Genomic DNA, 24,869 nt, shown 5'->3' with positions numbered 1-24,869 from the left:
GGCTCAGTAGGATTTTCACTACTATCAGGGCTAGATTACAAATTAAGTTTAGTGGCAATTTTATACCTTTTTTCGTTGCTTTTGGTTCGCAAAATAATTTCGCCCAAAAAACCCGCCAAAAACAATTGCGTACCTAAAACCATGGTAGTCAATGCAATATAAAACCATGGGTTATCCGTAACCAAACTATAGCGCATATGGTTATACAAATGGTACAACTTTAAAACACCAATATATCCAGCCAACAAAAAACCAATAACAAACATCAACGATCCCATGGCACCAAATAAATGCATGGGTCTTTTTCCAAATCGGGACAAAAACCAAATCGTGATCAAATCCAAAAAACCGTTAACAAAGCGTTCCATACCAAACTTTGTTTGTCCGTATTTTCGGGCCTGATGCTGCACAATTTTTTCGCCAATTTTATTAAAACCAGCATTTTTTGCCAACACCGGAATATAGCGGTGCATCTCCCCAGAAACCTCCACATTTTTGACTACAATATTTTTGTATGCCTTGAGACCACAATTAAAATCATTTAGTTGCACCCCAGAGGTTTTACGAGCCGCCCAGTTAAATAATTTAGAAGGCAAGTTTTTTGCCACCACAGAGTCATAACGTTTCTTTTTCCAGCCCGAAACCAAATCATAATTCTGATTTACAATCATTTCATAAAGACCAGGTATTTCCTCAGGGCTATCTTGCAAATCTGCATCCATCGTAATGATAACTTCGCCCTTGGCTTTAGCAAAACCAGCGTGTAACGCCTGCGATTTACCAAAATTCCGCATAAAACGAATGCCTTTAACATTGGGATTTTCGGAAGCAAATTGGCTAATTAGTGACCAAGAAGTATCCGTGCTACCATCATCCAAAAAGAGAATTTCGTAGCTATAATTGTTGTCCTGCATCACTTTAAGGATCCAAGTGTATAATTCTGGTAAAGATTCCTCCTCGTTCAATAGGGGGATTAATAGGGATAAATTCATTTATTTTAGGATTCTCTTGATAGTGATTTGCTTTTAAAGAAAGCAGCCAAAATTAAACCAAACAAAGCACTAAAAAGAATGCTAAACACAGATCCTTTAAGTAATTCTGGTATCGAAAATTGATCGTTCTCTTTAAGTTTTGTAATAGCCTCATTGATAGCAGTAGTAGGCGTATTGAATTTTTGTAGCGTAGCAATCAGGTATTTAAGGGTGTTCTCTTTAATTATTTCTTTGGCAGCAGGATCAATAAAATTAAATAAAATAATATTGAATGCCACCGAAATCAGAATTCCAATCACAGCCGAAATAAAATAAGTCGTAAAAGCATCTTTAAAAGAAAACAGTCCATTTAAGTCTTTTTTGGTCTTAATCAATAAAATAATTCCAACAACTAAATACACAGCAATACTCGCAAAACCAATCCATGTAGAGGTAAATAGTTTTAGATCTACTACATATATAAAGGTAGTAATAAGTACCGAAAGCACACCAGTTATAATACCAAAACTCACACCGTTTTTCTTAACAATTTCATTTACCATAATACCTATTGATTTTTAGATTAATGCACAAATATAGTAATTCCCGATATATTCCGGAGCAAAAAATAGTTTTACTATTTTATAAAAAAAAGCAGTCAACGAATTGTTTATTGAAAAAAAGTTGTAAATTTGCAAATTCAAAATAATAGCATAAACCAAAAAGTTATAAGGAATTTATACCTTTCCTGTCAAAAGGAACGCTTCAAAAGGAATTATAGCCAAACAAATAAAAAAAATACAAGATGAAAACAGGTGTACACCCAGAGAATTACAGATTAGTTGCTTTTAAAGACATGTCTAACGAAGATGTTTTTATTACTAAATCTACAGCAGAAACTAAAGAAACTATTGTACACGAAGGTGTAGAGTATCCAGTTGTAAAAATGGAGATTTCTAGAACTTCGCACCCTTTTTACACCGGTAAAAACAAACTTATTGATACTGCAGGACGTATTGACAAGTTCAAAACTAAATACGCTAAACACGTTAAATAATTGTAACGAGTTTTTTATTATACTAAAGCCTTCCGTAATCGGGAGGCTTTTTTGTTTTTATCTACTCCAAAACTTTGTAACTTTGACACTGCACAAAAAAGCACCAACAACAGGCCAGAGTCTGTGTTGGATAAAAATTTAATACTAAAACCTATGAATTACATACTCTTTGATGGTCCCTCTAGAGACGCCTTATTGCCTTTTACTTTTACCCGACCGGTTGCAGATATTTTAATTGGGATACTGACAATTCGTCAAAAATGGGAAATGTATCTAGGTTCTACCACCACTACGCTAACCCAAGAATATCTATCCGACAAATACCCAATGGTGGAGCTAGAGCAAAACGTGATGATTAATGCTTCATTTTTGCCTACACCCTCTCTGGTGGATTTAATCTGTAATCTAAAAGACAAACAAGCTGTTTTTAAGGGAGAAGAAGTAGTGGCTTTTTTTTCTAACGAAGAGCAAGAAGAAATTGATTTTGAGGATTACGAAATTCTGGAATACCACGATACTTGTTTGACTGTTACTGCTACATGGGATATTTTTTCAAAAAACGATGCAGCCATTAGAGAAGATTTTGAACTCTTGACCCAAGACAGAACATCCCAGCCCATACCCAAAAACGTTCAAGTAATTGCTCCAGAAAATATTTTTATAGAAGAAGGAGCAAAACTAGCCTTTGTAACCCTAAATGCGTCAACCGGACCTATATATATAGGTAAAAATGCCGAAATAATGGAAGGTTCTGTAATTCGTGGTCCTTTTGCACTTTGCGAAGGCGGTGTCGTTAAATTGGCTACCAAAATTTATGGCGCCACCACTGTGGGACCTAATTCTAAAGTAGGAGGAGAGCTAAACAACTCGGTCTTGTTTTCTAATTCCAACAAAGGGCACGATGGTTTTTTAGGAAACGCTGTTCTGGGAGAGTGGTGCAATATTGGTGCGGATAGTAATAATTCTAATTTAAAAAACAATTACGAAGAAGTAAAATTATGGAGCTACCAAACCGAAGGCTTTGCTAAAACAGGGCTGCAATTTTGTGGTTTGATGATGGGAGATCACAGCAAGTGCGGTATCAACACCATGTTTAACACCGGTACAGTAGTGGGAGTTAGTGCTAATATTTTTGGCAGTGGTTTTCCTCGCAATTTTGTGCCTAGTTTTTCTTGGGGCGGTGCTTCAGGCTTTTCGACCTATATTACCAAAAAAGCTTTTGAGACTGCCAGGATAGTTATGAGCCGAAGAAATGTGGTCTTTGATGCGCAAGAAGCAGCCATTTTAGAACATGTTTTTGAAGAGACTAAAAAATGGCGCAAAGAATAGCGTTTGCATTTAATTGCATACCAACCCAATCTAAATGCCACATTGTTTTCATGTGGCATTTTTGGTAGTGTATTGTAGGGATTGGTTGTTTTGATAGAGATTAATTTGTTTTTTATCTTAAAAAAGTAAAAGTAACGTACTAATTTGGTTTTTTTGGAGGAGTTGTTTGAGGGTCTGTTTTTGGCTTCTAATCGTTATTAGGCGCTATTGGGTTAGTTTTTTTGCTAAATTTAGTATATTTTTATAAAAAAAAGTCTTTAAAACGCCGTTTTTAGTGCTTTAATGATAATTACTAATTTAAAATTAATTTATGGAAAAGGTTATTGAAATGTTAAATGCTGTTGTTTGGAGTAATGCTTTAATAATTTTATGTTTGGGCACAGGGCTTTATTTTTCTATAAAAACCCGTTTTTTACAAGTACGGCATATCAAAGAAATGTTTCGATTGTTATTTGATGGCAAAAGCTCGGAGTCAGGAGTTTCTTCTTTTCAAGCCTTATCCATGTCTTTGGCAGGAAGAGTAGGTACCGGAAACATAGCTGGAGTAGCTACAGCCATTGCTTTTGGGGGTCCAGGAGCTATGTTTTGGATGTGGATGGTAGCATTTTTGGGAGCTAGTACTGCATTTGTAGAAGCAACATTAGCACAAATTTATAAAGAAAAACATTTAGGACAATTTAGAGGAGGCCCTGCATTTTATATAGAAAGAGGTTTAGGCATAAAATGGTTTGGTATTTTGTTTGCGGTAGTTTCTGTAATTTCGGCTGGTTTATTGCTGCCGGGAGTTCAAGCAAATTCAGTAGCAGACGGGATCCAAAATGCTTTTCAAATTGATGGGTGGATTTCTGGAGCTGTGGTTGCTGTTATTTTTGGAGCCATTGTATTTGGAGGCGTAAAACGAATTGCCAAATTCACGGAATTTATAGTACCTATAATGGCTATTGGCTATATTTTGATAGTTTTAATAATCATTGCAATAGATATAGACCAGCTGCCTGGGGTGATTTCTTTAGTTTTTAAAAGCGCCTTTAACCTCCAAGCCGGATTTGGTGCTGTTTTTGGTTTGGCTATACAGTGGGGAGTAAAAAGAGGTATTTATTCTAATGAAGCAGGTCAGGGTACTGCACCACATATTGCTGCTGCTGCCAATGTTTCGCATCCAACTAAACAAGGTTTGGTACAATCTTTTTCGGTATATATTGATACCTTATTGGTGTGTTCTGCCACTGGATTTATGTTGTTGATTACTGGCAAATATAATGTACAAAATCCTGCATTTGGTTCTGGAGGCACAGAGTTTTTATACCATGGAGCACAAAACGTTTCGGTAGGCCCTGGCTTTACTCAAAGTGCGATGGATAGTGTTCTGCCTGGATTTGGCTCTTACTTTGTGGCTATTGCATTATTTTTCTTTGCTTTCACCACTATTCTGGCGTATTATTATATTGCCGAAACCAATATTTCGTATTTGACCCGAAATCTAAAATCACCCGTTTATACTCATTTATTAAAAATAATCATGATGCTAGTGATTATGTATGGCTCTATCAATCAAGCCAAATTAGCATGGGATATTGGCGATTTAGGAGTGGGTCTAATGGCTTGGTTTAATATTATTGCAATCCTTTTATTACAAAAACCAGCATTATTGGCTTTGAAAGATTATGAAAAACAACGAAAAGAGGGCAAAGATCCCGTTTTTAATCCAGAAGACATAGGAGTTTCCAATGCACATATTTGGCATACAATCCACAAAAACAAATAAGCACGCCACTAAGCGGATGCATAAAAGCTTCTGGAGACTATTCAAAATGTTTCTAGAAGCTTTTGTTTTTTGTATTTACAACTTAGTTATTTAGGTTACCTTTGCACCTTGAAAAAATAAAAAATAACGCCATTGGTAAGTTATCTATAAAATAAATTTACAAATCCCATAATACAGCAATACTACAATGATTACAGTTAACGATATTTCGGTACAGTTTGGTGGTACTACACTTTTTAGCGAGGTTTCTTTTGCGATAAATGAAAATGATAAAATTGCCTTAATGGGCAAAAATGGTGCTGGAAAATCAACACTTTTAAAAATTATTGCAGGGCAAAGCAAGCCATCCACCGGAAATGTTTCTGCTCCCAAAGATGCGGTAGTGGCTTATTTGCCGCAGCATTTATTAACCACTGATGGAGCCACCGTTATGGAAGAAGCCTCTAAGGCTTTTGGCGAAATTTTCAGTATGAAAGCAGAGATAGATCAAATCAATGAGCAGCTAACCATCCGTACAGACTATGAGAGCGATGCGTATATGAAGTTGATTGAAAGGGTTTCGGACCTAAGTGAAAAATTTTATGCCATTGAGGAAGTAAATTATGAAGCCGAAGTAGAAAAAATATTGACTGGCTTGGGGTTTGAAAGAGAGGATTTTTCAAGACAAACGTCTGAATTTTCAGGAGGATGGAGAATGCGTATTGAGTTAGCAAAAATACTTTTGCAAAAGCCAGATTTGATTTTGTTAGACGAACCTACCAACCACATGGATATAGAAAGTATTCAGTGGCTAGAAGATTTTTTAATTAATCAAGCCAAAGCAGTTGTCGTGATTTCGCACGATAGAGCCTTTGTAGATACCATTACCAATCGTACCATTGAGGTTACAATGGGACGTATTTATGATTATAAGGCCAAATATTCGCATTATTTAGAACTCCGTAAAGACCGTCGTATACACCAACAAAAAGCCTATGATGAGCAACAAAAAATGATTGCAGATAATAGAACTTTTATTGATCGTTTTAAAGGAACATTCTCTAAAACAGATGCCGTACAATCTCGTGTAAAAATGCTTGAAAAACTAGTTATTGTTCAGGTAGACGAAGTAGACAATTCTGCATTAAAATTAAAATTTCCGCCTGCCGCTCGTTCTGGGCAATATCCAGTGATTGTAAAAGATTTAAGAAAATCCTATGGAGACCATGTGGTTTTTAAAGATGCCAATTTGGTCATTGAAAGAGGACAAAAAGTAGCTTTTGTTGGAAAAAACGGTGAAGGTAAATCTACCATGATCAAAGCCATAATGAACGAAATTGGTATTGATAGCGGTAGTTTAGAAATAGGACATAACTCCCAAATAGGATATTTTGCACAAAATCAAGCAGCCCTTTTGGATGAGAATGCCACCATTTTTGAAACCATTGATGCTATTGCGGTAGGGGATGTGCGTACTCAGATAAAAAATATCTTGGGTGCTTTTATGTTTCATGGAGACGACATTACCAAAAAAGTTAAAGTGCTTTCGGGTGGCGAAAAAACCCGTTTGGCGATGATTAAATTGCTGTTAGAACCCGTAAATTTATTAATTCTGGATGAGCCATCTAATCATTTAGACATGAAAACCAAGGATATTATCAAAGAAGCCCTACGGGATTTTGAAGGAACGCTAATTTTAGTTTCGCACGATAGAGATTTTCTCGATGGATTGGCTACCAAGGTTTTTGAATTTGGAAACAAAAGAGTAGTGGAGCATTTTGAAGACATTGCTGGATTTTTGGCCAAAAAGAAAATGGAAAATATGCGAGAAATAGAAAAATAACATCGCACAATTAGATCTACTTATAATGGCTAGTTTTATTAGATTTAAAGTCTTACTGATGTTAGGGGGTTTTAGTAATCCGTTTACTAAAAACCCCTAACTTGTTTTACCTGTTTTTGGGCGCATTTTTTTTACGATACTTTTCAGCTTTAGAGTCCACAATGCTTGCTTATACCAATTGCAAGAATTAGTCTTTAGAAATAAAGTTGTGTTGGTTTTTATTTAGCTATAGTTTTCTCTTCTTCTTTGTCATCTATTACTGTGTTTTCTTCTTTTGTTAGGTTGTTTTTAGAAGGAAATGTATAGTTTATTGAAAAACCAATTCTTCTTGAGTCGTATTTATTTTGGTATTTGATATTTGTTTCCAGTGCATCAAAACGCGGAATATTTGTATTAAAAATATCATTTGTATAAATAGAAATAGACAAATTATTTAAACATAATTTTTTAGAGAATGTTATATCTACGTGCTCTTCGAATGGTTTTCTAGTAATAAAATAATAATAGTTTCCGCCAGTTGTAGCGGTGATGTAATTTACGGTAAAATTTATTTTTTTGGGTAGAATTATTTGCAATTACACTTAAAATTGCTAAATATTTTATTATTTGGTACTTTGACCAGTTTCTATTCTTCCCTTTTCAGATTCAGTTTTTTCAGTGTCTTTGGATTTATTATTGCCAAATTGTTTGGTAATACTAACTGATATCCCTCTAAAATCTCGTTGGTTATTGGTTCCAAAAGCGCCTATACAATTAGTTCGATTTGCAACTCTTAAAATTCTACGGAATAATTGTAGTCTACTTTTTCCTCTATGCGAATTATTGTTGTTTTCAAATTCATTATTTATGTAGGACAATATCCCGTCATTATTTTTTTGTGTAAAAAGTTTGTTAAAAAATCTAAAATAGTATTTGTCAATTTCCTAATTCTAATTGATTTTTTACTAAGTTGAAATAATCTGCTTTATTTTGTACTAGTTGCTCATGATTTCCGATTTCTGAAATTTCTCCATTTTTAAGTACAATAATTTGGTCTGCATTTTTTACTGTACTTAAACGATGTGCAATAATTAATACTGTTTTACCTTTGAAAAATTGCTGTAAATTATTGTGAATTGTTTTTTCATTTTCTGCATCTAATGCAGATGTAGCTTCGTCAAAAAATAGATATTGTGGATTTTTATATACTGCTCTTGCAATAAGTATTCTTTGTTTTTGTCCTCCTGATATGCCTGAGCCGTCTGCGCCGATTTGTGTGTTAAGTTTTAAGGGTAAGTCTTCAATAAATTCTTTTATATTTGCTACTTTAATTGCATATTCTAATTTATCTATGTCAATATTTTCAAAGCCTACGGTTATATTATTTGCAATACTATCATTAAATATAAAGCCATCTTGCATTACAACGCCACAATTTTCTCGCCAATTGTATGAAGTTACATTTTCAATATTAATGTTATCTAAAAATATTGTTCCTGCGTTTGGAGTATAAAATTTCATTATCATTTTTAATAAAGTAGTTTTTCCACTACCGCTTGTGCCAACTATAGCTGTAATATTATTTTTAGGAATAATCAAATTAAGATTTTTCAAAACATAATTTGGGTTGCCTGTATAATTGAAAGTTATATTGTTTAATATTATGTTTTTGTTTTTTATATCAATACTTTTTTGTTTTAAATATTCATCTTCATTAATTTTTGAATGGATTTCATTTAATCTTTCTAAACTAATTTTTGTATCCTGTGCGGTACGAACGAACGCAACTAACTGAAAAAGTGGTGCGTTAAGTTGTCCTACTATATATTGTATTGAAAGCATTATACCTAAAGTTAATTCGCCTTTGATTACTAGTGTAGCCGAAAAGAAAGTAATAATTATATCTTTTAATTGACTAATAAAACTAGATCCAACTAATTGCCATTGTTCTATGTTTAAAAGTTTTAATTTAATTTTATAAAGTTTCTCTTGAATTTCTTCCCAACCTTTTCTTTTTTGATTTTCTGCATTGTTAATTTTAATTTCTTGCATACCTGTAATTAATTCAAGTATTTTAGATTGTTCTTCTGATGTATGAGAAAATCTTTCATAATCAAGTAGTTTTCTTTTTTTAAGAAAAAAGAATAACCAACTTAAATATAAAATGCTACCTGAAAAAAAGATAAGAAAAATAATAAAATTGTAGTAAATTAATATTCCACCAAATATAAAGAATTGAATCAATGAAAAAAACGTATTTAATGAATTTCCTGTCAAAAATTGTTCGATACGTGAATTGTCTCTAATTCGTTGCATTATGTCACCTGTAAGTCGGGAATCGAAAAAACTAATTGGTAATTTCATTAATTTTATAAAAAAATCTGAAACTATAGTTATGTTAATGCGTGTACTTAAATGTAATAGAATTCTTGATCTCAGTATTTGAGCGGTTGTTAAACCGATAAAAATCATTAATTGAGCTAGTAGAATTAAATTTATATAATTTAAGTTTTTAGGTTCTATTCCTTTATCTACGATATTTTTAGTTAGAAATGGAAAAAAAATTAGGAGTCCATTTTCGATTGTAAGAAATAGAATTAAAAAAAGAACTAATTTTTTATGTTTTAATAGATATTTTTTTAAAAATTTTAACGGATTAAATTTTTCATCTTCTTTGTCGTATGCTGCACTACTAAAATTTTCTGTTGGTTCAAAAAAAACAGCAAGCCCTTCTTCTGTTTCATCATTAGCATCAACGACATTTATCCATTTTTTGATAAAATAGTTTTTTTGATATTTAATTTTTCCAATAGCTGGGTCTGCAATATAAATATTATTTTTTTTGATTTTGTGAACTATAACATAATGATAGCGGTCCCATAAAATAATACAGGGTAAAGGAGCTTCTAATAGAGTGTTAAAATTTATTTTTGTTGCAAATGTATTAAGATTTAGTTTTTCGGATGCTTCGATAATACCTAGCATACTACTACCTTCTCTTGTAGTTGAACACAAACCTCTAATGTAATTTATTGAAATGGACTTACCGTAAAATTCGGCAATGATTTTAAGACAAGTAGGTCCACAATCCTTACCCTCTAATTGTTTATAATATGGAAATGATTTAAACATTTTATTTTTTTAAGCTTTCTAACTCGTTACTAATGTCTTGTATGTAAATTTCATCAAATACTTCATAATAGTTATCTCTATTTTTTCTGCCAACTTTGATTAATTGATATGCTTTTTCAAGATTAATTAATGCTTGTTTAGGTTGTTGCATTTTTTTTAGAAGCATCGCTTTGTAATAATAATTATCGGATACTTCGACAATTTTATTGGCAATGTCATAGCAATTTAGAGCTTTTTTAAATTTTTTAACCTTTTCGTAACATCTTCCTTTATATAACTGTAATTCAAATGGGTAGTTCAATTTAGCTCCCCTTTTATCGGAAGTACTTTGGCTTAAATTAAATTCAATTATAGATTTTTTATAATTTCCTAATTTCATTTCTGCAATGCCTTTTAAGAAATGAATATCGTCACCATTTGCAACATCTGAAAATGTTGGGGTTAAATTATCATATAAATTAAAATGCTCTAAAGCTCTTTTGTAGTCGTGGTAAAAAAACAATAAAACCCACCCGTAGTAACCGTGTGATGTAGAGTCTAAAACGCAAGCTTTGTCTAATTTCTCTATTGCTTGTACAAAAAAACCGTTTTTAGTGTTTTGTACGGATGAGTGCCGAATGTCTTCAGGGGTCACATCTTTCATGTTTTTCAATCCAAATTGCATCAATTCTTCGCCTCTTTCATTTTGTCCATAATAACAATTTCTATATCCTATTTCAAATATTTTTCTAGGAGTAGTAATGTCAAGAGTATCGTTATTTCTTTTTTTTAAGTCCTCCAAATATAATTTTGTTTCTGTTTTAAATTCTTGAGAATATATAAAGTTGGAAAGCAAAAAAAAGCAAATACAATTATATAGTTTCATAATCTATTATTTGAGTAAAATTTCTGTTAGGCTGCCATTTTTAATTTTAAAAATGAAATATTTATGAAAATTCTGTATTTTTTGATTTTCATTGATGGATTGCCAAATTTTTAATTCCTGTGTAAGTTTCAATAACTTTTCTTTTATTGCATCGTTTATTGTACAATATTTATAATCATAATCGAATGTATCAATTGAATAATTACCAGTTTCGCCTTTGCAATTAACACTAAAAACAATATGAATCATTCCTGTATTATTAGCTGTATTTTTGTAATCTATGTCATTATAATTAGATTTAAAATGGTTTTTAACTAAGTAAAAATCGGGAGTGTAGGAAAGCCTATTGTTATAGTAAGGATAGAATACTCCATCTCCGCAGGGTTTGAAATTTTTTACTACTTGTGCTTTTGTATAAAGAGTACTAAATAAAAAAAATACTATTTGAATTGTTTTATAGGTCATATGTAGGGTTGTCATTTAAGAAAATAGTTAAATCAAAATTATAGGTCTGATTTTTAAAACTTAAATGTTCAAATTTCATATAATATTTATTAAACATTTTCGCATACTTATTCTTTATTATATTTAAAATTTTTTGCCCATCGTTTGAAAAAATTAAACTTTCAGTAGTGCTTTTTTTTATAGATAGGGTTATTTTATCAAACATTTTTCGATCTTGCTTCGTGTTTCCTATCAAATTCAGATCATAATAGCATCTGTAAATATATAATAAAATCCTTCCTATAGCTTCTGTCTCTTGTTGTTTATCAAAAACATTAGCATCAATACATTTATCTAAACACAAAAAACTAGTATAGTATGTAAATAGAGCCTGAAACCAGATATCAACATTTCTATTATCATTATTATTTTTTATGTTAATTGAATAATCCTGTATTAATGTTGTTTGATCATCTATTTGAAATAGTTTCTTTTTGTCAAAAAACATAGTATGCATTAAAACATGTCCAGTTTGATGTGCAATATCATCAACAAAAAAAACTTCGTCATAATTGATTTGATAAGCATTAAAAAAAGAAATTCCAAGGGCTCTTCTATGTGCAAATGAATTTATATAATTTGGATTGGCACAAAATATTACAGACTTTTTAGCATAATTATTTATTAGAAAAAAATGGTCTGGAACATATTTTTTAATTAACAAATATGCTTTTGTGAGATTCTCAATTTGTTTTTTTGTAATCTCTTCAATTTCAACTTCATTTCCGTCATAAAATGTTTCTAATAGGTCTATAGGATATTTTAATATTTCTATATTAGTATCTTTAATTTTATAAATTTTTTCAATACCCATGTCTTCCTTAGAAAATTCTATTGTTTCATCAGTTTTAGAGATCCATCCAATGTTTGAAATATAGGTTTTTTTATGTTTATCTAATTGAATTTTTATTTTTTTATTTTTTTTAAAGCCTTGCAATAAAATTGCATTTAGTATATTCTTATTTAGGCTAATATTTTCAGGATTATTATAATATGCAAAAAGTAATGGATCGGAATAAATATCCTGATTCTCAAAATCAATCAAATCAAAAATATTCTCATATTGTTTGTATAAAAGAAATTTGATAGTATTACTCCAAAATTCTCTTCCTTCATTACAAAGTCTCTCTAATATTTTCGTACTCATTATTTAGTTTTAATTTTAAAAGAGGTCTTAAAATAAGACCTCTTTAACTTTCTATTTTACGTTAGCATCTTTCATCAGGATGACATTCTTTATCAGAAGAAGAACCACCTATTCCTCCAGCAATAACTTTTACTAATTTACTGGCTTCAATTGATTGAGCTTTCTTTTTGAAATCTTCGAAATTTAATTTATTCATGATAATTGGTATAATTTTTTTACCTACTCTTTAGTTTTTCGGTTTCCACTTTCCACTTTTTTAAGTTTAAAATTCGTCAATCTTAAACTTGACTTCTATTGCAATATATAATCTAGCATCTCTAGCGCATTTGCAACTACACTTAAAATTGCTAAATATTTTATTATTTGGTACTTTGACCAGTTTCTATTCTTCCCTTTTCAGATTCAGTTTTTTCAGTGTCTTTGGATTTATTATTGCCAAATTGTTTGGTAATACTAACTGATATCCCTCTAAAATCTCTTTGTTTATTGGTTCCAAAAGCGCCTATTGGGCTATAAAATGTTGTTCGCCATTTATAAATATTAAACGGATCGTTTACGTTTATTTTAATTTTAATATTTTGTTTTTCAAATTTTTTATTGAGGTTAAATGCTGTTCTATATGAGGGGTCGTTAATTGTGAAATTAGCATAGTTTGATGGAGAAACAAAAGATAAGTAAGCATCTAAGTTCAAACTTGTTTTTAGTATGTCTTTATAATTGAATGAAAGTTTTAGTCGATAAAAATCACCCCCATTTAGTTTAATATTATTTTGTTTTTCAATTTCAGAATTGTCAAAAACTGAAACCCCTGTGCTAATATTTAAATTAATTTTATTTTTGAATAATGCTTGCGAAACATTAATGCCTAAATAATATTCGTGCATAAACCCATTTAAATTTATTGGTTTTGTAATAAACGTACTTCCTTCTTGATATATACTATTATTTATAAAATTTGAGGTTTTTTGATAATATGAAATAAATGAATATGCCTTCTTGTAAATATATGTTAATTTATAATTTTCGGTATCTTCAACTTTTAAATAAGTATTACCTACACTTAAATTATTTATATTAATATAATTTATAAAAGGATTCATTTCATTTGGAAAAGGTCTTAAAATTGATTTTTTATAACTTATGGTGAGGTTATTTTTAGTATTTATTTTGTAATTTAAATTTACATATGGTAACCAATTAGTATAATTATGATTGTTATTTATCTGATCTGATTCTTGTAGTGTATTAGTATTCGTGTTTTCAATTCTTAATCCCAATTTTAAATTTATTTTGTTTAAATATTGCTTATTGATGTTAAAATATATAGCATTTATATTTTCATTATAGTTGAATTTATTAGTAGTTGCTAAATCAATAATAAATTGATTGCCATTCCAGTTGTTAAAAATATATGGGTTTTTTATCGCTAAAAAATTTATTTTGCTCCCAATTTCAAGATTATAGCCTGTTTTTGCAATTGGTTGCGCATAATCTATCTTAAAAGCATAATTATTTTTTGTTTCTTCGGTCTTTATTAAATTCGCATAAGTCCATTGGTTTTGGTTTTCAGATAAATATGTGTTTAAAACATTGTTTTTATTTATGCTGTAATAAGTCCAATCAAAATTCAAGTCTAAACTTTTTTCTGTTCTCTCCTCATTTAGTTTATAAAATAAATTGCCCGAAACCATTTTGCCTATCTCATCATTGTTATTATTTGATAGGTATTTGTTATTTTCGGTATTGTCATTTAAAATTGTATAATTGTCATTAAAAATATGATTGTTTTCTTTTGCATAATGTAATTCAAAAACACCACCTATTAAATTTTTTTCATTTAATTCATAATCCAAAGCTGTTGTTCCGCCTAAATGAAAATCTTTTGTATTTTTTTCTGAATCGATTATTTGTTTAGAATTATCGCTATACATTTTATTTATATTATAATCATATACCAAAGTATTGTCTTTACCTATATACAATGTTGTACTTTGTGAAAATTTATTTTTGTGATAATTTAGATAACCACTTTTACTGGTACTATTCATTCTTTTTTGTTTGTTGGTAAGTGAAATACTACCTTTCCAACCGTCTGTTTCTAATCTTTTTAAAATTAAATTGATAACTCCTCCGTCTGTTGCATCGTATTTAGCGGATGGAGTTGTTATGATTTCAATTTTAACTATATTGTCCGCAGGCATATTTTTTAGATAATCTAATAAATCTTTTCCTGTAAGAACTGATTTTCTGCTATTTATATATACTGCCGCTTTTTGAAATCCCATAATATTAATTCCACTTGTTTCATCTACATTTAATAGAGGCGTTTGTTCTAGGACATTTAAAACATTGTTTCCGTCAACAAGAGAAGAATTTTCTACATTAAAAATAAATTTATCTGATTTCGCTTCTAATGTTGGTTTTTTAGTACCATGAATTACAACTTCTTTTAGTTGTTTTTCTGCAATTACTTTAAGGCTATCTTGTATTATTAACTGAGAATAAATTTTGATATTTGGTAAAAAAAAAATTAAAAATAATGTTAGTAAGTATGCTTTTGTCATTGTTTTTTTAGATTGATCGTTTTTTTTATTTTTCACACTTAATATATTTTGTATAGTTTAGCTTAAAACCGTCACAATAATGCTTATAAATTTAAGAAGTTGTGCGTTTATGTTTGATACATTTTGCTCTATTATTTAGAGTTTGTAAAACTACATGTATCTATCAAAAACTTAATTAACAAAAGTTAATTAAGTTTTTAAATATAAAAGAATAATTCAGCAACTTTTACGTATAAAAAAAGTATTTTTAGCAGCCAATTTAAAGCAATGCTGTCCTTGTAAATTGGAATTAATTATTAGTACTGATTATGAGTAAAATAGCCGTTTATTTTATGCCTGGCTTAGCGGCAAGTTCTGCAATTTTTGAACGAATTGCACTTCCGGAAGATATTTTCGAAATTCATTTGTTAGAGTGGGAAATACCTCAAAAACAAGAGTCTCTATCTGCTTATGCCCAACGAATTGCCCTGAAAATAACCCAACCCAATCCGGTTTTAATAGGGGTTTCTTTTGGAGGGATAATGGTGCAAGAAATAGCCAAATACCTAACCGTGGCAAAAGTGATTATTATTTCGAGCGTCAAAAGCAATTTAGAGTTTCCTAGAAGGATGAAAATTGCCAAAACCACCAAAGCCTATAAGCTCTTGCCAATGCGATTGCTTTTGAATGTAGAGAATTTGGCGCGGTTTTCTTTTGGAGACACAGTCCGTAAAAGGTTGCAGTTGTATGAAAAGTTTTTGTCTGTTCGGGATCTTGGATATTTAGAATGGGCAGTGCAACAAGTAATCTTGTGGGATAGAACCACCGTAGATACTAACGTAATTCATATCCATGGAGATAAAGACGATGTTTTTCCTATAAAATATATTTCGGACTGCATTGTGGTTGCGGGCGGCACGCATGTTCTAATTTTAAACAAATACAGGTGGCTAAACACCCATTTGCCAGCGATTATTTTGGGTACTTATCAGCCAACACCTAGGCGCTAAAAAGCCTCTTTTGGGCAAATTTATACCACCCACAAAAAAAGCCGTTTCTTTAGCAGAAACGGCCTTAGGTATTTTAGGTAAAGTAGTTTACATCTTCTTCATTTGCTCTTTCATCATGGCCACTTGCTCTTTTAGCATGCCTTGTTTGTCTAATTTTTTGGCTTGGTTTAAGAGGTTGGTAGCCTCTAGTTTGCGTCTTCTAGACATGGCAACACCAGCCAAGTTTAATTTGGCTACAGCCAAATCCATATCCATGGATAATCCAAGTTCGATGGCTTTTTTAAAATATTTTTCGGCTTGATTAATATTGGTTTGCGAAAGCATAATACCGTGTAGGTAATTAAAATATCCTTGTTGTTTTTGTACTAAGGCAGTTTCTGGATTTTTAATGTACGAAAGCCATTTTTGTGCAGCTGGAAAATCTTGTTTTCGTAATTTTAGGAAAGCCAATAAGATAAATTCGTTTTTAAAATAAAGAAAAACAGGAATTGCTGTAAGGAGTAACAGAAAAATTCCGTTGCCAATATTGTTTTCTGTAAATTGCCAAATGCTAGTAATTGTTATAAGTCCAGCGATAATAAGTTTGATATTCTTGTGAAACATAGTGTGTAAATATTTAAGATTGCAAAGATAGTAAAAGGAATTAAAAAATATTTTTATAAAACTGCTTGCCAGAAAAAAAACTCTTTGTATATTTGCACTCGGTTTTAGAATAATAGGAATTCTAAACGGAGTAGACATATAAATAAGATTTAAAGATACAAAGCAATGAGCAAAAGAACATTTCAACCATCGAAAAGAAAAAGAAGAAATAAGCACGGATTTATGGACAGAATGGCTTCTGCGAATGGAAGAAAAGTGCTTGCTAGAAGAAGAGCTAAAGGAAGACATAAATTGACTGTTTCTTGTGACCCAAGACACAAAAAATAATGTTTGTATAAACATAAATAAGGCGTTACTTTTTTTAGTACCGCCTTTTTTTATACCTTGTCGTTAAAATATTATTTTTTTTATAAAGCAAACTCGATTTTTATGCTAAATAAACAAACAGCGCTCGATTTTAAACCATATATTTAAAGCGTCTTCGAGAAAAAGTAAAAAAACAAACTATACTATAATTACAACAAAATGCCAAAAGACACATCCATAAAATCCGTTTTAATAATAGGTTCCGGTCCTATCGTTATTGGTCAAGCTTGCGAATTTGATTATGCAGGTTCTCAATCTGCACGCTCCATTGGTGAAGAAGGGATAGAAGTTATTTTGATAAATTCAAACCCCGCAACAATTATGACGGACCCATCAATGGCCGATCATATTTATTTAAAACCGTTAACCACAAAATCAATCATTGAAATCTTAAAGGCACATCCTCAAATTGATGCTGTTTTGCCTACCATGGGAGGACAAACGGCACTTAACTTGTGTCTTGAGGCCGAAGATAAAGGGATTTGGGCTGATTTTGGAGTAAAATTAATTGGAGTAGATGTTAACGCCATAAACATAACCGAAGATAGAGAGCAATTCAAACAGCTCTTGAAAAAAATAGGCGTACCTGCTGCGCCTGCTGAAATCTGTACTTCTTATCTTAGAGGTAAAGAAATAGCACAAGAATATGGTTTTCCTTTAGTAATCCGTCCTTCTTTTACCCTAGGAGGAACCGGAGCGGCAATTGTGTACAAAAAAGAAGATTTTGACGAGCTTTTGACCAGAGGTTTAGAGGCTTCTCCGATTCATGAAGTCTTAATTGATAAGGCCTTGATGGGGTGGAAAGAATATGAATTAGAATTATTGAGAGATAAAAATGATAATGTAGTTATTATTTGTTCTATCGAAAACATGGATCCAATGGGGATACATACTGGAGATTCTATCACGGTGGCACCAGCAATGACCTTGTCAGACACGACTTTTCAAAGAATGCGTGATTATGCTATCCTGATGATGCGAAGCATTGGTAACTTTGCAGGAGGCTGTAATGTGCAATTTGCAGTTTCGCCTGATGATAAAGAAGATATCGTAGCCATTGAGATCAACCCTCGTGTATCTAGATCTTCTGCATTGGCTTCCAAAGCAACAGGGTATCCTATTGCCAAAATAGCTTCTAAACTTGCCCTTGGTTACACCTTGGATGAATTACAAAATCAAATTACAAAATCTACCTCGGCCTTGTTTGAGCCAACTTTAGATTATGTAATTGTAAAAATTCCTCGTTGGAACTTTGATAAATTTGAAGGTGCAGACCGTACTTTAGGACTTCAAATGAAATCTGTAGGAGAAGTTATGGGTATTGGACGTTCATTTCAAGAGGCACTACACAAGGCTACGCAATCGTTAGAGATTAAAAGAAATGGTTTGGGTGCCGATGGAAAAGGATACACCAATTACGAACAAATTATTGACAAACTAACTCACGCAAGTTGGGATCGTGTTTTTGTAATTTATGATGCCATTGCCATGGGAATTCCATTGAGCCGTATCCATGAAATTACCAAAATAGATATGTGGTTCTTAAAACAATACGAAGAACTATACACCCTTGAAAAAGAAATTTCGAGCTATACTGTAGCTAATTTACCCAAAGAACTTTTGCTAGAAGCCAAACAAAAAGGTTTTGCAGACAGACAAATAGCACACATGATGGGATGTCTAGAAAGTGAGGTACACGCCAAACGTATGGATCTAGATATAAACCGTGTGTTTAAATTGGTGGATACATGTGCGGCAGAATTTAAAGCCAAAACACCCTATTACTACTCTACCTTTGAGGCCGAGATAGAAAAACCAGACGGAACCCGTTACGTAGACAACGAAAGTATTGTTACAGACAAAAAGAAAATTATTGTTCTTGGATCTGGACCAAATAGAATAGGTCAAGGAATAGAATTTGATTATTCTTGTGTACATGGTGTATTGGCAGCCAAAGAATGTGGTTACGAAACCATAATGATTAACTGTAATCCAGAAACGGTTTCGACAGATTTTGATACGGCAGATAAGTTGTATTTTGAGCCAGTATTTTGGGAGCACATCTATGATATTATTCAGCACGAAAAACCCGAAGGTGTTATTGTGCAACTAGGTGGGCAAACGGCGCTTAAATTAGCCGAAAAATTATCTAAATACGGAATAAAAATTATAGGAACCAGTTTTGATGCCCTAGATTTAGCCGAAGATAGAGGACGTTTCTCTAATCTGTTGACAGAATTAGACATTCCTTTTCCTAAATTTGGAATTGCCGAAACCGCAGACGAAGCTGCAGCCTTGGCAGATACCCTAGATTTTCCGTTATTAATCCGTCCTTCATATGTATTAGGAGGTCAAGGAATGAAAATTGTAATCAACAAGCAAGAGCTAGAAGAACACGTCGTAAATTTATTAAAAACCATTCCTGGTAATAAATTACTTTTAGACCACTACCTAGATGGAGCTATTGAGGCTGAGGCCGATGCAATTTGCGATGGAGAAAATGTATATATCATAGGGATCATGGAGCATATAGAACCATGTGGAGTGCATTCTGGAGACAGTAATGCTACACTACCTCCTTTTAACTTAGGAGAGTTTGTAATGCAACAAATTAAAGACCATACCAAAAAAATAGCACTAGGATTAAGCACTGTAGGTTTGATCAACATTCAGTTTGCCATTAAAGACGATATAGTTTATATTATTGAAGCCAACCCTAGAGCATCCCGTACAGTACCATTTATAGCTAAAGCCTACGGCGAGCCGTATGTAAATTATGCCACAAAGGTAATGTTAGGGCATAATAAAGTAACCGACTTTACTTTTAACCCACAGTTAAAAGGGTATGCTATCAAGCAACCGGTTTTCTCTTTCAGTAAGTTTCATAATGTAAACAAAGCCTTAGGGCCTGAGATGAAATCAACAGGAGAGAGTATCTTGTTTATTGATGATTTAAAAGACGACCAATTTTATGAATTGTATTCTAGAAGAAAAATGTATTTAAGCAAATAATCTTAAATCCAGATATCCAAAAAGCCCCATCTTTTAAGAATGGGGCTTTTTTTGTACGCTTTATTTTAAAATTAATCCAACACCCAATGGGTTTTTTATCTATTTCTTGAATAGCTGTTGGAATAAAACAACCACAAATAGAGCTATAATTCCAGCTACTAAACCGATCGTAAATTCTTTTAAAATAGCAGGCCACTGTACCAAAACACCATGTAAAGGCTCTATATTATGCACAAAAATCCCTCCAGAAACCAATAATAAGGCTATCGTTCCTACAAAAGCCAATGTTTTAATAACCTTTGGTAGGGCTTGTATCAAAACATTTCCAATAAATTGTGCCACGCTATTGCTTCTTTTTTTTCTTAAAGCAATACCAAAATCATCCATCCTAACAATAAGTGCTACCACTCCATAAACTCCCACGGTTGCTAGTATGGCAATAAAGGTAACAACGAGTATTTGGTTTAAAATAGGTTGGCCCAAAACAGTACCTATGGCTATGATTACAATTTCGATAGATAGGATGAAATCCGTAACGATGGCGGATTTTATTTTATCCTTCTCTAACAACAAAACTTGTTCGGGAGTTAGGGTTTCTGTAAGCACCGTTTTTTCGGAATGCTGATGCGGTACTACGTATTCGTATATTTTTTCGGCTCCCTCATAGGCTAAATATAAGGCTCCCAACACCAAAATAATAGTAATTGCAACGGGCACAAATGCACTCAACAAGAAGGCAAATGGCAAAATCAATAGTTTGTTTAGTAAAGAGCCTTTAGTAATTGCCCACAAAACAGGAATCTCTCTGGAGGAAACAAATCCCGAAGCTTTTTCGGCATTTACTGCTAAATCATCGCCTAATATTCCGGCAGTTTTTTTGGTTGCTACTTTACTCATCAAGGCAACATCATCCATGAGTGCTGCAATATCATCAAATAAGGCAAAAAATCCTGAAGCCATATACTTTGTTTATTGGTGGTTTTGTGATCAAAATAATACTTAAAATACAACAATCCACTTAGGATCGTAGATAACGTTTCAATTCTAAAAGCGGGGAGGTTTTTTAAGGGTTTTGTTGCCTAACAAAGCATTTCCATTTTTAGTTTTATTTATATATTAAAATCTCCTAGTTATTTTGTGGGTATTTAGGTTCAAATATAAGTAATTTTCTCAAAGTTTGTTCTCTCATTTTTAAAGTTATAATTCAATTTTAGCGCTTATTTTTTAAAAAAAAAACAACAAGAGCAAGTACAGGGTATTATTCGTGTTTTGTAACTTTTAAAGCTCTTTTTTGTTTAATTTTGGCCATTATAAATAAAAAAATGAAATTTTCAGACCCAATAAATCAAAAAGTCAAAGCAGACCAAAATTCTGGTTTTGGTACCAATTCAAATAGTTATGGTGGCCGTTTTATAAATAAAGACGGAAAAGCAAATGTAGAAAAAGTTGGAATGCCTATCTTTGGGGGTATAAGTTGGTACCACACAATGATTGAAATGAGTACTTGGAAATTCATGACTATCATTTTGTTGTTTTACATAGGGATTAATTTTGTTTTTGCCTCTATTTATTACCTTATTGGCGTAGACCATTTAGACGGAATTATAAGCACAGATAGTCCGTTAATCCAATTTGGACAAGCCTATTTTTTTAGTGCTCAGACTTTTACCACCGTTGGTTACGGACACATCAGTCCTACTGGTTTTTTGACCAGCGCCTTGTCTGCTGCCGAAGCCCTGATGGGTTTGCTGAGTTTTGCAATTGCTACTGGTTTATTTTTTGGTCGTTTTAGCAAACCAACCGCTTTTTTAAAATTTTCGGATAACGCCATTATTGCTCCCTACAAAGATGGAAAAGCTTTTATGGTACGTTTGTCTCCTTTTAAAAACACTAATTTTACAGATGCAGAGGCACAAATGACCCTAGGAATGCGTATAGAAGAAAACGGTATTTTGGTCAATAAATTTTACCAACTAGAGTTAGAATTAGAAAAAATTAGTGCCCTAACCTTGAGTTGGACCCTGGTTCATCCTATTACAGAAAACAGCCCATTATGTTCCTTTTCTAAAAAAGATTATAAAGAGACCCATGGAGAGGTTTTGGTTTTTATAAAAACATTTGACGATATGTTTAGCGCCACCGTAGCAACCAGATCCTCATATACTTTTGATGAGGTGGTCTATGGAGCAAAATTTGTACCCATGTACACAAGGAGTACCGATAACTCCAAAACCATACTAAATCTAGACAAACTCAGCCAATTGGAAACAGTCGTTTTGAAATAAGTTACTTATTTTGGATCCTTTTGCGATTTGCTAATGAATTTTTTGTTACATTTGTTTATCAAATATTGAAAAACAATGAACAATATAAAAAATGTTTTTAGCATCAAAGATCTTGAAAATCTTTCGGGGATCAAGGCACATACCATACGCATTTGGGAAAAAAGATACAACGTATTGGAACCCATGCGTACGGATACCAATATCAGATTGTATGATTTGGCAAGCTTACAAAAACTTTTGAATATTACTTTATTGCATGAATATGGCTATAAAATTTCTAAAATAGCAGCCTATTCCGAAGAAGAAATACCGGCATTAGTAAAACAAATAACCTCTTCCAAAAATGCCAAAAATCATGCAATAAGCGCCTTTAAAATGGCCATGATGAACTTTGATCAAGCCCTTTTTTTTAACACCTATAATTGGCTTATAGCAGATAAGAGTTTCAAAGAAATTTTTCACGAAGTCTTTATCCCATTAATGAATGATTTGGGTGTTTTGTGGCAAACAGACACCATATCTCCGGCGCATGAACACTTTATGAGCAACTTGATCAAACAAAAATTAGTAGTAAATATTGCTGCTTTACAAGAGCAAACACCCACCAAAACAGACAAAGTTTTTGTGCTATCATTGCCTATGAACGAAATACATGCACTGGGACTAATGTATATAAATTACGAAATTTTGCTACAAGGTTATCCAGCAATTTATTTAGGAGAAAGCATGCCAATAATTAATCTTAAAGATTTAAAAAAACATTTTGCACCCATAATATTTGTATCTTATCTTACGGTGCAGCCAGATCGGAATGCTATAGACCATTATATTGACCAAATGACAGAGCAATTGGTGGACCAAAACACCAATTTATGGTTTATAGGCCGTATGATAGAGTTTATAAGTCCAGAAAAAGCACACCCACAAATACAGCTTTTTGATTCTATTTCAGAATTAGTAGCTAAATTAAATTAGTATTGTTTAAACATTATGTATATTTGCTAAACAAATGAAAAAGAAAATTACAATAATCGGTTCTGGATTCTCTGCCTTAGCAGCTTCGTGTTATTTAGCACAAAGCGGGCACGAAGTATCTGTGTATGAAAAAAACGCTTCAATAGGCGGACGTGCAAGACAGCTAAAAAGCAATGGCTTTACCTTTGATATGGGGCCAAGTTGGTACTGGATGCCGGATGTTTTTGAACGTTTTTTTGCAGATTTTGGCAAAAAAACAACCGATTATTATGAGCTAATTAAACTCTCTCCAGCATACAGAGTATACTACGGGATAGATGATTTTATAGCCATAGCAGACAATCTACCAGCAATTGTAGCCACTTTTGAGGAAATAGAAAAAGGAAGCGGTCAAATTTTGCAGGATTTTATGACCGAAGCACAAAGCAACTATGCTATTGCCATCAAAGAGTTGGTGTACCGTCCGGGCGTATCGCCTTTAGAATTGGTAACCGTAGCAACGGCCAAAAAAGTAGGGCAATTTTTTAGCACAATAAGTAGAGATGTACGTAAAAAATTTAAAAACGAACGATTAATTCAAATTCTAGAATTTCCGGTTTTGTTCCTGGGTGCAAAACCCTCAGATACCCCATCTTTTTATAGTTTTATGAATTATGCTGATTTTGGTCTTGGCACCTGGCACCCCAAAACAGGAATGTTTGATGTAGTAAACGCCATCGAAAGTCTAGCACGAGAGCTAGGGGTTCGTTTTTATACCAATTCGCCCATCGAAAAAATAATTGTCCAAAATAAAACCGCCAAAGCAATAGTTGTTCACGGAACCCGCATCGACTCGGACCTAGTAGTGAGCGGAGCAGACTACCAACATACCGAAACCTTATTAGATCCAGAATACCGAGTTTATTCCAAGGACTATTGGGAAAGCCGTGTATTTGCACCTTCGTCCTTATTGTTTTATGTAGGTTTTAATAAAAAAATACCAAACATCTCCCATCATGCGTTGTTTTTTGATGTAGATTTTAAACAACATGCCAAAGATATTTATGACCAACCACAGTGGCCCAAAGAGCCTTTGTTTTATGCTAATTTTCCGTCATTAACAGATCCAACCGCTGCGCCAGCGGGCATGGAGTCTGGATTTTTTTTAGTGCCTTTAGCTCCCGGAATTGAGGACACTGAGGCCTTAAGAGAAGAATATTTTAACAAAATAATGCATCGTTTTGAGACCCTAACCAACCAAAGTGTACAAAATAACATTATATTTAAACATTCCTTTTGCAAAAATGATTTTGTAGAACAATACAATTCCTACAAAGGCAACGCCTACGGCATGGCCAATACCTTATTGCAAACCGCATTTTTAAGACCAAAGCTAAAAAGCAAAAAAGTCAAAAATTTATTTTTCACCGGACAACTAACCGTTCCAGGACCCGGAGTGCCACCAGCATTAATTTCTGGAAAATTAGTATCACAGTTAATAGAAAAGCAATTTAAAGAATCCTAA

Annotated in this window: 22 protein-coding genes; 10 read left to right on the top strand and 12 right to left on the bottom strand. The window is 32.5% G+C overall.

Annotated elements, in window-relative coordinates:
• Positions 1–35: 35 nt before the first annotated feature.
• Together LB076_RS12925 and LB076_RS12920 are read right to left on the bottom strand one after the other, a co-directional pair.
• Positions 36–992: a glycosyltransferase family 2 protein gene (locus LB076_RS12925; RefSeq protein ID WP_066332245.1), complete on the bottom strand. Its 957-nt coding sequence runs from the start codon at positions 990–992 to the stop codon at positions 36–38.
• A gap of 5 nt (positions 993–997) precedes the next feature.
• Entirely contained in the window at positions 998–1,534 is a 537-nt protein-coding gene (locus LB076_RS12920; protein ID WP_066332244.1) for a DUF4199 domain-containing protein, read from the bottom strand.
• 242 nt (positions 1,535–1,776) lie between these two features.
• Between LB076_RS12920 and LB076_RS12915 the strand changes: the two genes are divergently transcribed.
• The 4 genes from LB076_RS12915 (at position 1,777) to LB076_RS12900 (ending at position 6,944) form a co-directional block, all read left to right on the top strand.
• Entirely contained in the window at positions 1,777–2,028 is a 252-nt protein-coding gene (locus LB076_RS12915) for a type B 50S ribosomal protein L31 (RefSeq protein ID WP_066332243.1), read from the top strand.
• Positions 2,029–2,181: 153 nt separating this feature from the next.
• Positions 2,182–3,357 carry a GlmU family protein gene (locus LB076_RS12910; RefSeq protein WP_066332737.1) on the top strand — a complete coding sequence of 392 codons (1,176 nt, stop codon included), beginning with the start codon at positions 2,182–2,184 and terminating at the stop codon, positions 3,355–3,357.
• Positions 3,358–3,667: 310 nt separating this feature from the next.
• Complete coding sequence (locus LB076_RS12905) at positions 3,668–5,122, top strand: alanine/glycine:cation symporter family protein (RefSeq protein ID WP_066332239.1); 1,455 nt, start codon at positions 3,668–3,670, stop codon at positions 5,120–5,122.
• Between the two features lie 187 nt (positions 5,123–5,309).
• The gene (locus tag LB076_RS12900) at positions 5,310–6,944 is read left to right on the top strand and encodes an ABC-F family ATP-binding cassette domain-containing protein (protein WP_066332237.1); all 1,635 of its coding nucleotides are present in this window, start codon (positions 5,310–5,312) and stop codon (positions 6,942–6,944) included.
• Between the two features lie 218 nt (positions 6,945–7,162).
• Here LB076_RS12900 and LB076_RS12895 read toward each other — a convergent pair whose 3' ends face one another.
• From LB076_RS12895 to LB076_RS12865, 8 genes are all read right to left on the bottom strand, one after another.
• A complete protein-coding gene (locus LB076_RS12895; RefSeq protein WP_066332235.1) occupies positions 7,163–7,519 on the bottom strand; it encodes an outer membrane beta-barrel protein in 357 nt (118 codons plus the stop codon).
• 27 nt (positions 7,520–7,546) lie between these two features.
• Positions 7,547–7,801: a hypothetical protein gene (locus LB076_RS12890; RefSeq protein ID WP_066332233.1), complete on the bottom strand. Its 255-nt coding sequence runs from the start codon at positions 7,799–7,801 to the stop codon at positions 7,547–7,549.
• A gap of 58 nt (positions 7,802–7,859) precedes the next feature.
• Positions 7,860–10,055: a peptidase domain-containing ABC transporter gene (locus LB076_RS12885; protein ID WP_066332228.1), complete on the bottom strand. Its 2,196-nt coding sequence runs from the start codon at positions 10,053–10,055 to the stop codon at positions 7,860–7,862.
• 1 nt (position 10,056) lies between these two features.
• A complete protein-coding gene (locus LB076_RS12880) occupies positions 10,057–10,920 on the bottom strand; it encodes a tetratricopeptide repeat protein (protein ID WP_066332223.1) in 864 nt (287 codons plus the stop codon).
• A gap of 6 nt (positions 10,921–10,926) precedes the next feature.
• A complete protein-coding gene (locus LB076_RS12875; RefSeq protein WP_141672805.1) occupies positions 10,927–11,400 on the bottom strand; it encodes a hypothetical protein in 474 nt (157 codons plus the stop codon).
• The gene (locus tag LB076_RS12870) at positions 11,375–12,571 is read right to left on the bottom strand and encodes a hypothetical protein (protein WP_066332214.1); all 1,197 of its coding nucleotides are present in this window, start codon (positions 12,569–12,571) and stop codon (positions 11,375–11,377) included. The genes LB076_RS12875 and LB076_RS12870 overlap by 26 nt, the downstream gene beginning before the upstream one ends.
• Before the next feature lie 61 nt (positions 12,572–12,632).
• Complete coding sequence (locus LB076_RS14145; RefSeq protein ID WP_255308086.1) at positions 12,633–12,767, bottom strand: hypothetical protein; 135 nt, start codon at positions 12,765–12,767, stop codon at positions 12,633–12,635.
• Between the two features lie 163 nt (positions 12,768–12,930).
• On the bottom strand, positions 12,931–15,171 hold the full coding sequence (locus tag LB076_RS12865; protein WP_066332212.1) for an outer membrane beta-barrel family protein: 2,241 nt from the start codon (positions 15,169–15,171) through the stop codon (positions 12,931–12,933).
• A 272-nt stretch (positions 15,172–15,443) separates the two neighbouring features.
• On the opposite strand from LB076_RS12865, the gene LB076_RS12860 reads away from it, so the two are divergent.
• Positions 15,444–16,124 carry an alpha/beta hydrolase gene (locus tag LB076_RS12860; protein ID WP_066332209.1) on the top strand — a complete coding sequence of 227 codons (681 nt, stop codon included), beginning with the start codon at positions 15,444–15,446 and terminating at the stop codon, positions 16,122–16,124.
• Positions 16,125–16,211: 87 nt separating this feature from the next.
• Here LB076_RS12860 and LB076_RS12855 read toward each other — a convergent pair whose 3' ends face one another.
• Positions 16,212–16,727, bottom strand: coding sequence for a hypothetical protein (locus tag LB076_RS12855; RefSeq protein WP_066332734.1), 516 nt, complete (start codon positions 16,725–16,727; stop codon positions 16,212–16,214).
• Positions 16,728–16,892: 165 nt separating this feature from the next.
• Between LB076_RS12855 and rpmH the strand changes: the two genes are divergently transcribed.
• Complete coding sequence (rpmH, locus tag LB076_RS13740) at positions 16,893–17,054, top strand: 50S ribosomal protein L34 (protein WP_026706823.1); 162 nt, start codon at positions 16,893–16,895, stop codon at positions 17,052–17,054.
• A gap of 198 nt (positions 17,055–17,252) precedes the next feature.
• Positions 17,253–20,105, top strand: a complete 2,853-nt coding sequence (gene carB / locus LB076_RS12850; protein WP_066332206.1) for a carbamoyl-phosphate synthase large subunit — start codon at positions 17,253–17,255, stop codon at positions 20,103–20,105.
• A gap of 99 nt (positions 20,106–20,204) precedes the next feature.
• Here carB and LB076_RS12845 read toward each other — a convergent pair whose 3' ends face one another.
• Complete coding sequence (locus tag LB076_RS12845) at positions 20,205–21,065, bottom strand: DUF808 domain-containing protein (protein WP_066332204.1); 861 nt, start codon at positions 21,063–21,065, stop codon at positions 20,205–20,207.
• 362 nt (positions 21,066–21,427) lie between these two features.
• Here LB076_RS12845 and LB076_RS12840 point away from each other — a divergent pair, with 362 nt between their 5' ends.
• The 3 genes from LB076_RS12840 to LB076_RS12830 all read left to right on the top strand — a co-directional run bounded on the left by LB076_RS12840 (position 21,428) and on the right by LB076_RS12830 (position 24,869).
• Positions 21,428–22,390, top strand: a complete 963-nt coding sequence (locus tag LB076_RS12840; protein ID WP_066332732.1) for an ion channel — start codon at positions 21,428–21,430, stop codon at positions 22,388–22,390.
• Positions 22,391–22,465: 75 nt separating this feature from the next.
• The gene (locus LB076_RS12835; RefSeq protein ID WP_066332202.1) at positions 22,466–23,365 is read left to right on the top strand and encodes a MerR family transcriptional regulator; all 900 of its coding nucleotides are present in this window, start codon (positions 22,466–22,468) and stop codon (positions 23,363–23,365) included.
• Positions 23,366–23,399: 34 nt separating this feature from the next.
• Positions 23,400–24,869: a phytoene desaturase family protein gene (locus LB076_RS12830; protein WP_066332200.1), complete on the top strand. Its 1,470-nt coding sequence runs from the start codon at positions 23,400–23,402 to the stop codon at positions 24,867–24,869.

This window comes from Flavobacterium crassostreae, from assembly GCF_001831475.1.
In the GTDB taxonomy this organism is placed as follows: domain Bacteria; phylum Bacteroidota; class Bacteroidia; order Flavobacteriales; family Flavobacteriaceae; genus Flavobacterium; species Flavobacterium crassostreae.
Note: the sequence above shows the minus strand (reverse complement) of the source record. Positions and strands in the feature narration are given on the sequence as shown.

Bases quoted from the DNA above. Each gene is read 5' to 3' on its own strand.
- LB076_RS12920 (WP_066332244.1), bottom strand. From the start codon at position 1,534: ATGGTAAATGAAATTGTTAAGAAAAACGGTGTGAGTTTTGGTATTATA.
- LB076_RS12845 (WP_066332204.1), bottom strand. From the start codon at position 21,065: ATGGCTTCAGGATTTTTTGCCTTATTTGATGATATTGCAGCACTCATG.
- carB (WP_066332206.1), top strand. From the start codon at position 17,253: ATGCCAAAAGACACATCCATAAAATCCGTTTTAATAATAGGTTCCGGT.
- LB076_RS12840 (WP_066332732.1), top strand. From the start codon at position 21,428: ATGAAATTTTCAGACCCAATAAATCAAAAAGTCAAAGCAGACCAAAAT.
- LB076_RS12905 (WP_066332239.1), top strand. From the start codon at position 3,668: ATGGAAAAGGTTATTGAAATGTTAAATGCTGTTGTTTGGAGTAATGCT.
- LB076_RS14145 (WP_255308086.1), bottom strand. From the start codon at position 12,767: ATGAATAAATTAAATTTCGAAGATTTCAAAAAGAAAGCTCAATCAATT.
- LB076_RS12885 (WP_066332228.1), bottom strand. From the start codon at position 10,055: ATGTTTAAATCATTTCCATATTATAAACAATTAGAGGGTAAGGATTGT.
- LB076_RS12855 (WP_066332734.1), bottom strand. From the start codon at position 16,727: ATGTTTCACAAGAATATCAAACTTATTATCGCTGGACTTATAACAATT.
- LB076_RS12900 (WP_066332237.1), top strand. From the start codon at position 5,310: ATGATTACAGTTAACGATATTTCGGTACAGTTTGGTGGTACTACACTT.
- LB076_RS12835 (WP_066332202.1), top strand. From the start codon at position 22,466: ATGAACAATATAAAAAATGTTTTTAGCATCAAAGATCTTGAAAATCTT.
- LB076_RS12870 (WP_066332214.1), bottom strand. From the start codon at position 12,571: ATGAGTACGAAAATATTAGAGAGACTTTGTAATGAAGGAAGAGAATTT.
- LB076_RS12910 (WP_066332737.1), top strand. From the start codon at position 2,182: ATGAATTACATACTCTTTGATGGTCCCTCTAGAGACGCCTTATTGCCT.
- LB076_RS12880 (WP_066332223.1), bottom strand. From the start codon at position 10,920: ATGAAACTATATAATTGTATTTGCTTTTTTTTGCTTTCCAACTTTATA.
- LB076_RS12915 (WP_066332243.1), top strand. From the start codon at position 1,777: ATGAAAACAGGTGTACACCCAGAGAATTACAGATTAGTTGCTTTTAAA.
- LB076_RS12925 (WP_066332245.1), bottom strand. From the start codon at position 992: ATGAATTTATCCCTATTAATCCCCCTATTGAACGAGGAGGAATCTTTA.
- rpmH (WP_026706823.1), top strand. From the start codon at position 16,893: ATGAGCAAAAGAACATTTCAACCATCGAAAAGAAAAAGAAGAAATAAG.
- LB076_RS12860 (WP_066332209.1), top strand. From the start codon at position 15,444: ATGAGTAAAATAGCCGTTTATTTTATGCCTGGCTTAGCGGCAAGTTCT.
- LB076_RS12830 (WP_066332200.1), top strand. From the start codon at position 23,400: ATGAAAAAGAAAATTACAATAATCGGTTCTGGATTCTCTGCCTTAGCA.
- LB076_RS12875 (WP_141672805.1), bottom strand. From the start codon at position 11,400: ATGACAACCCTACATATGACCTATAAAACAATTCAAATAGTATTTTTT.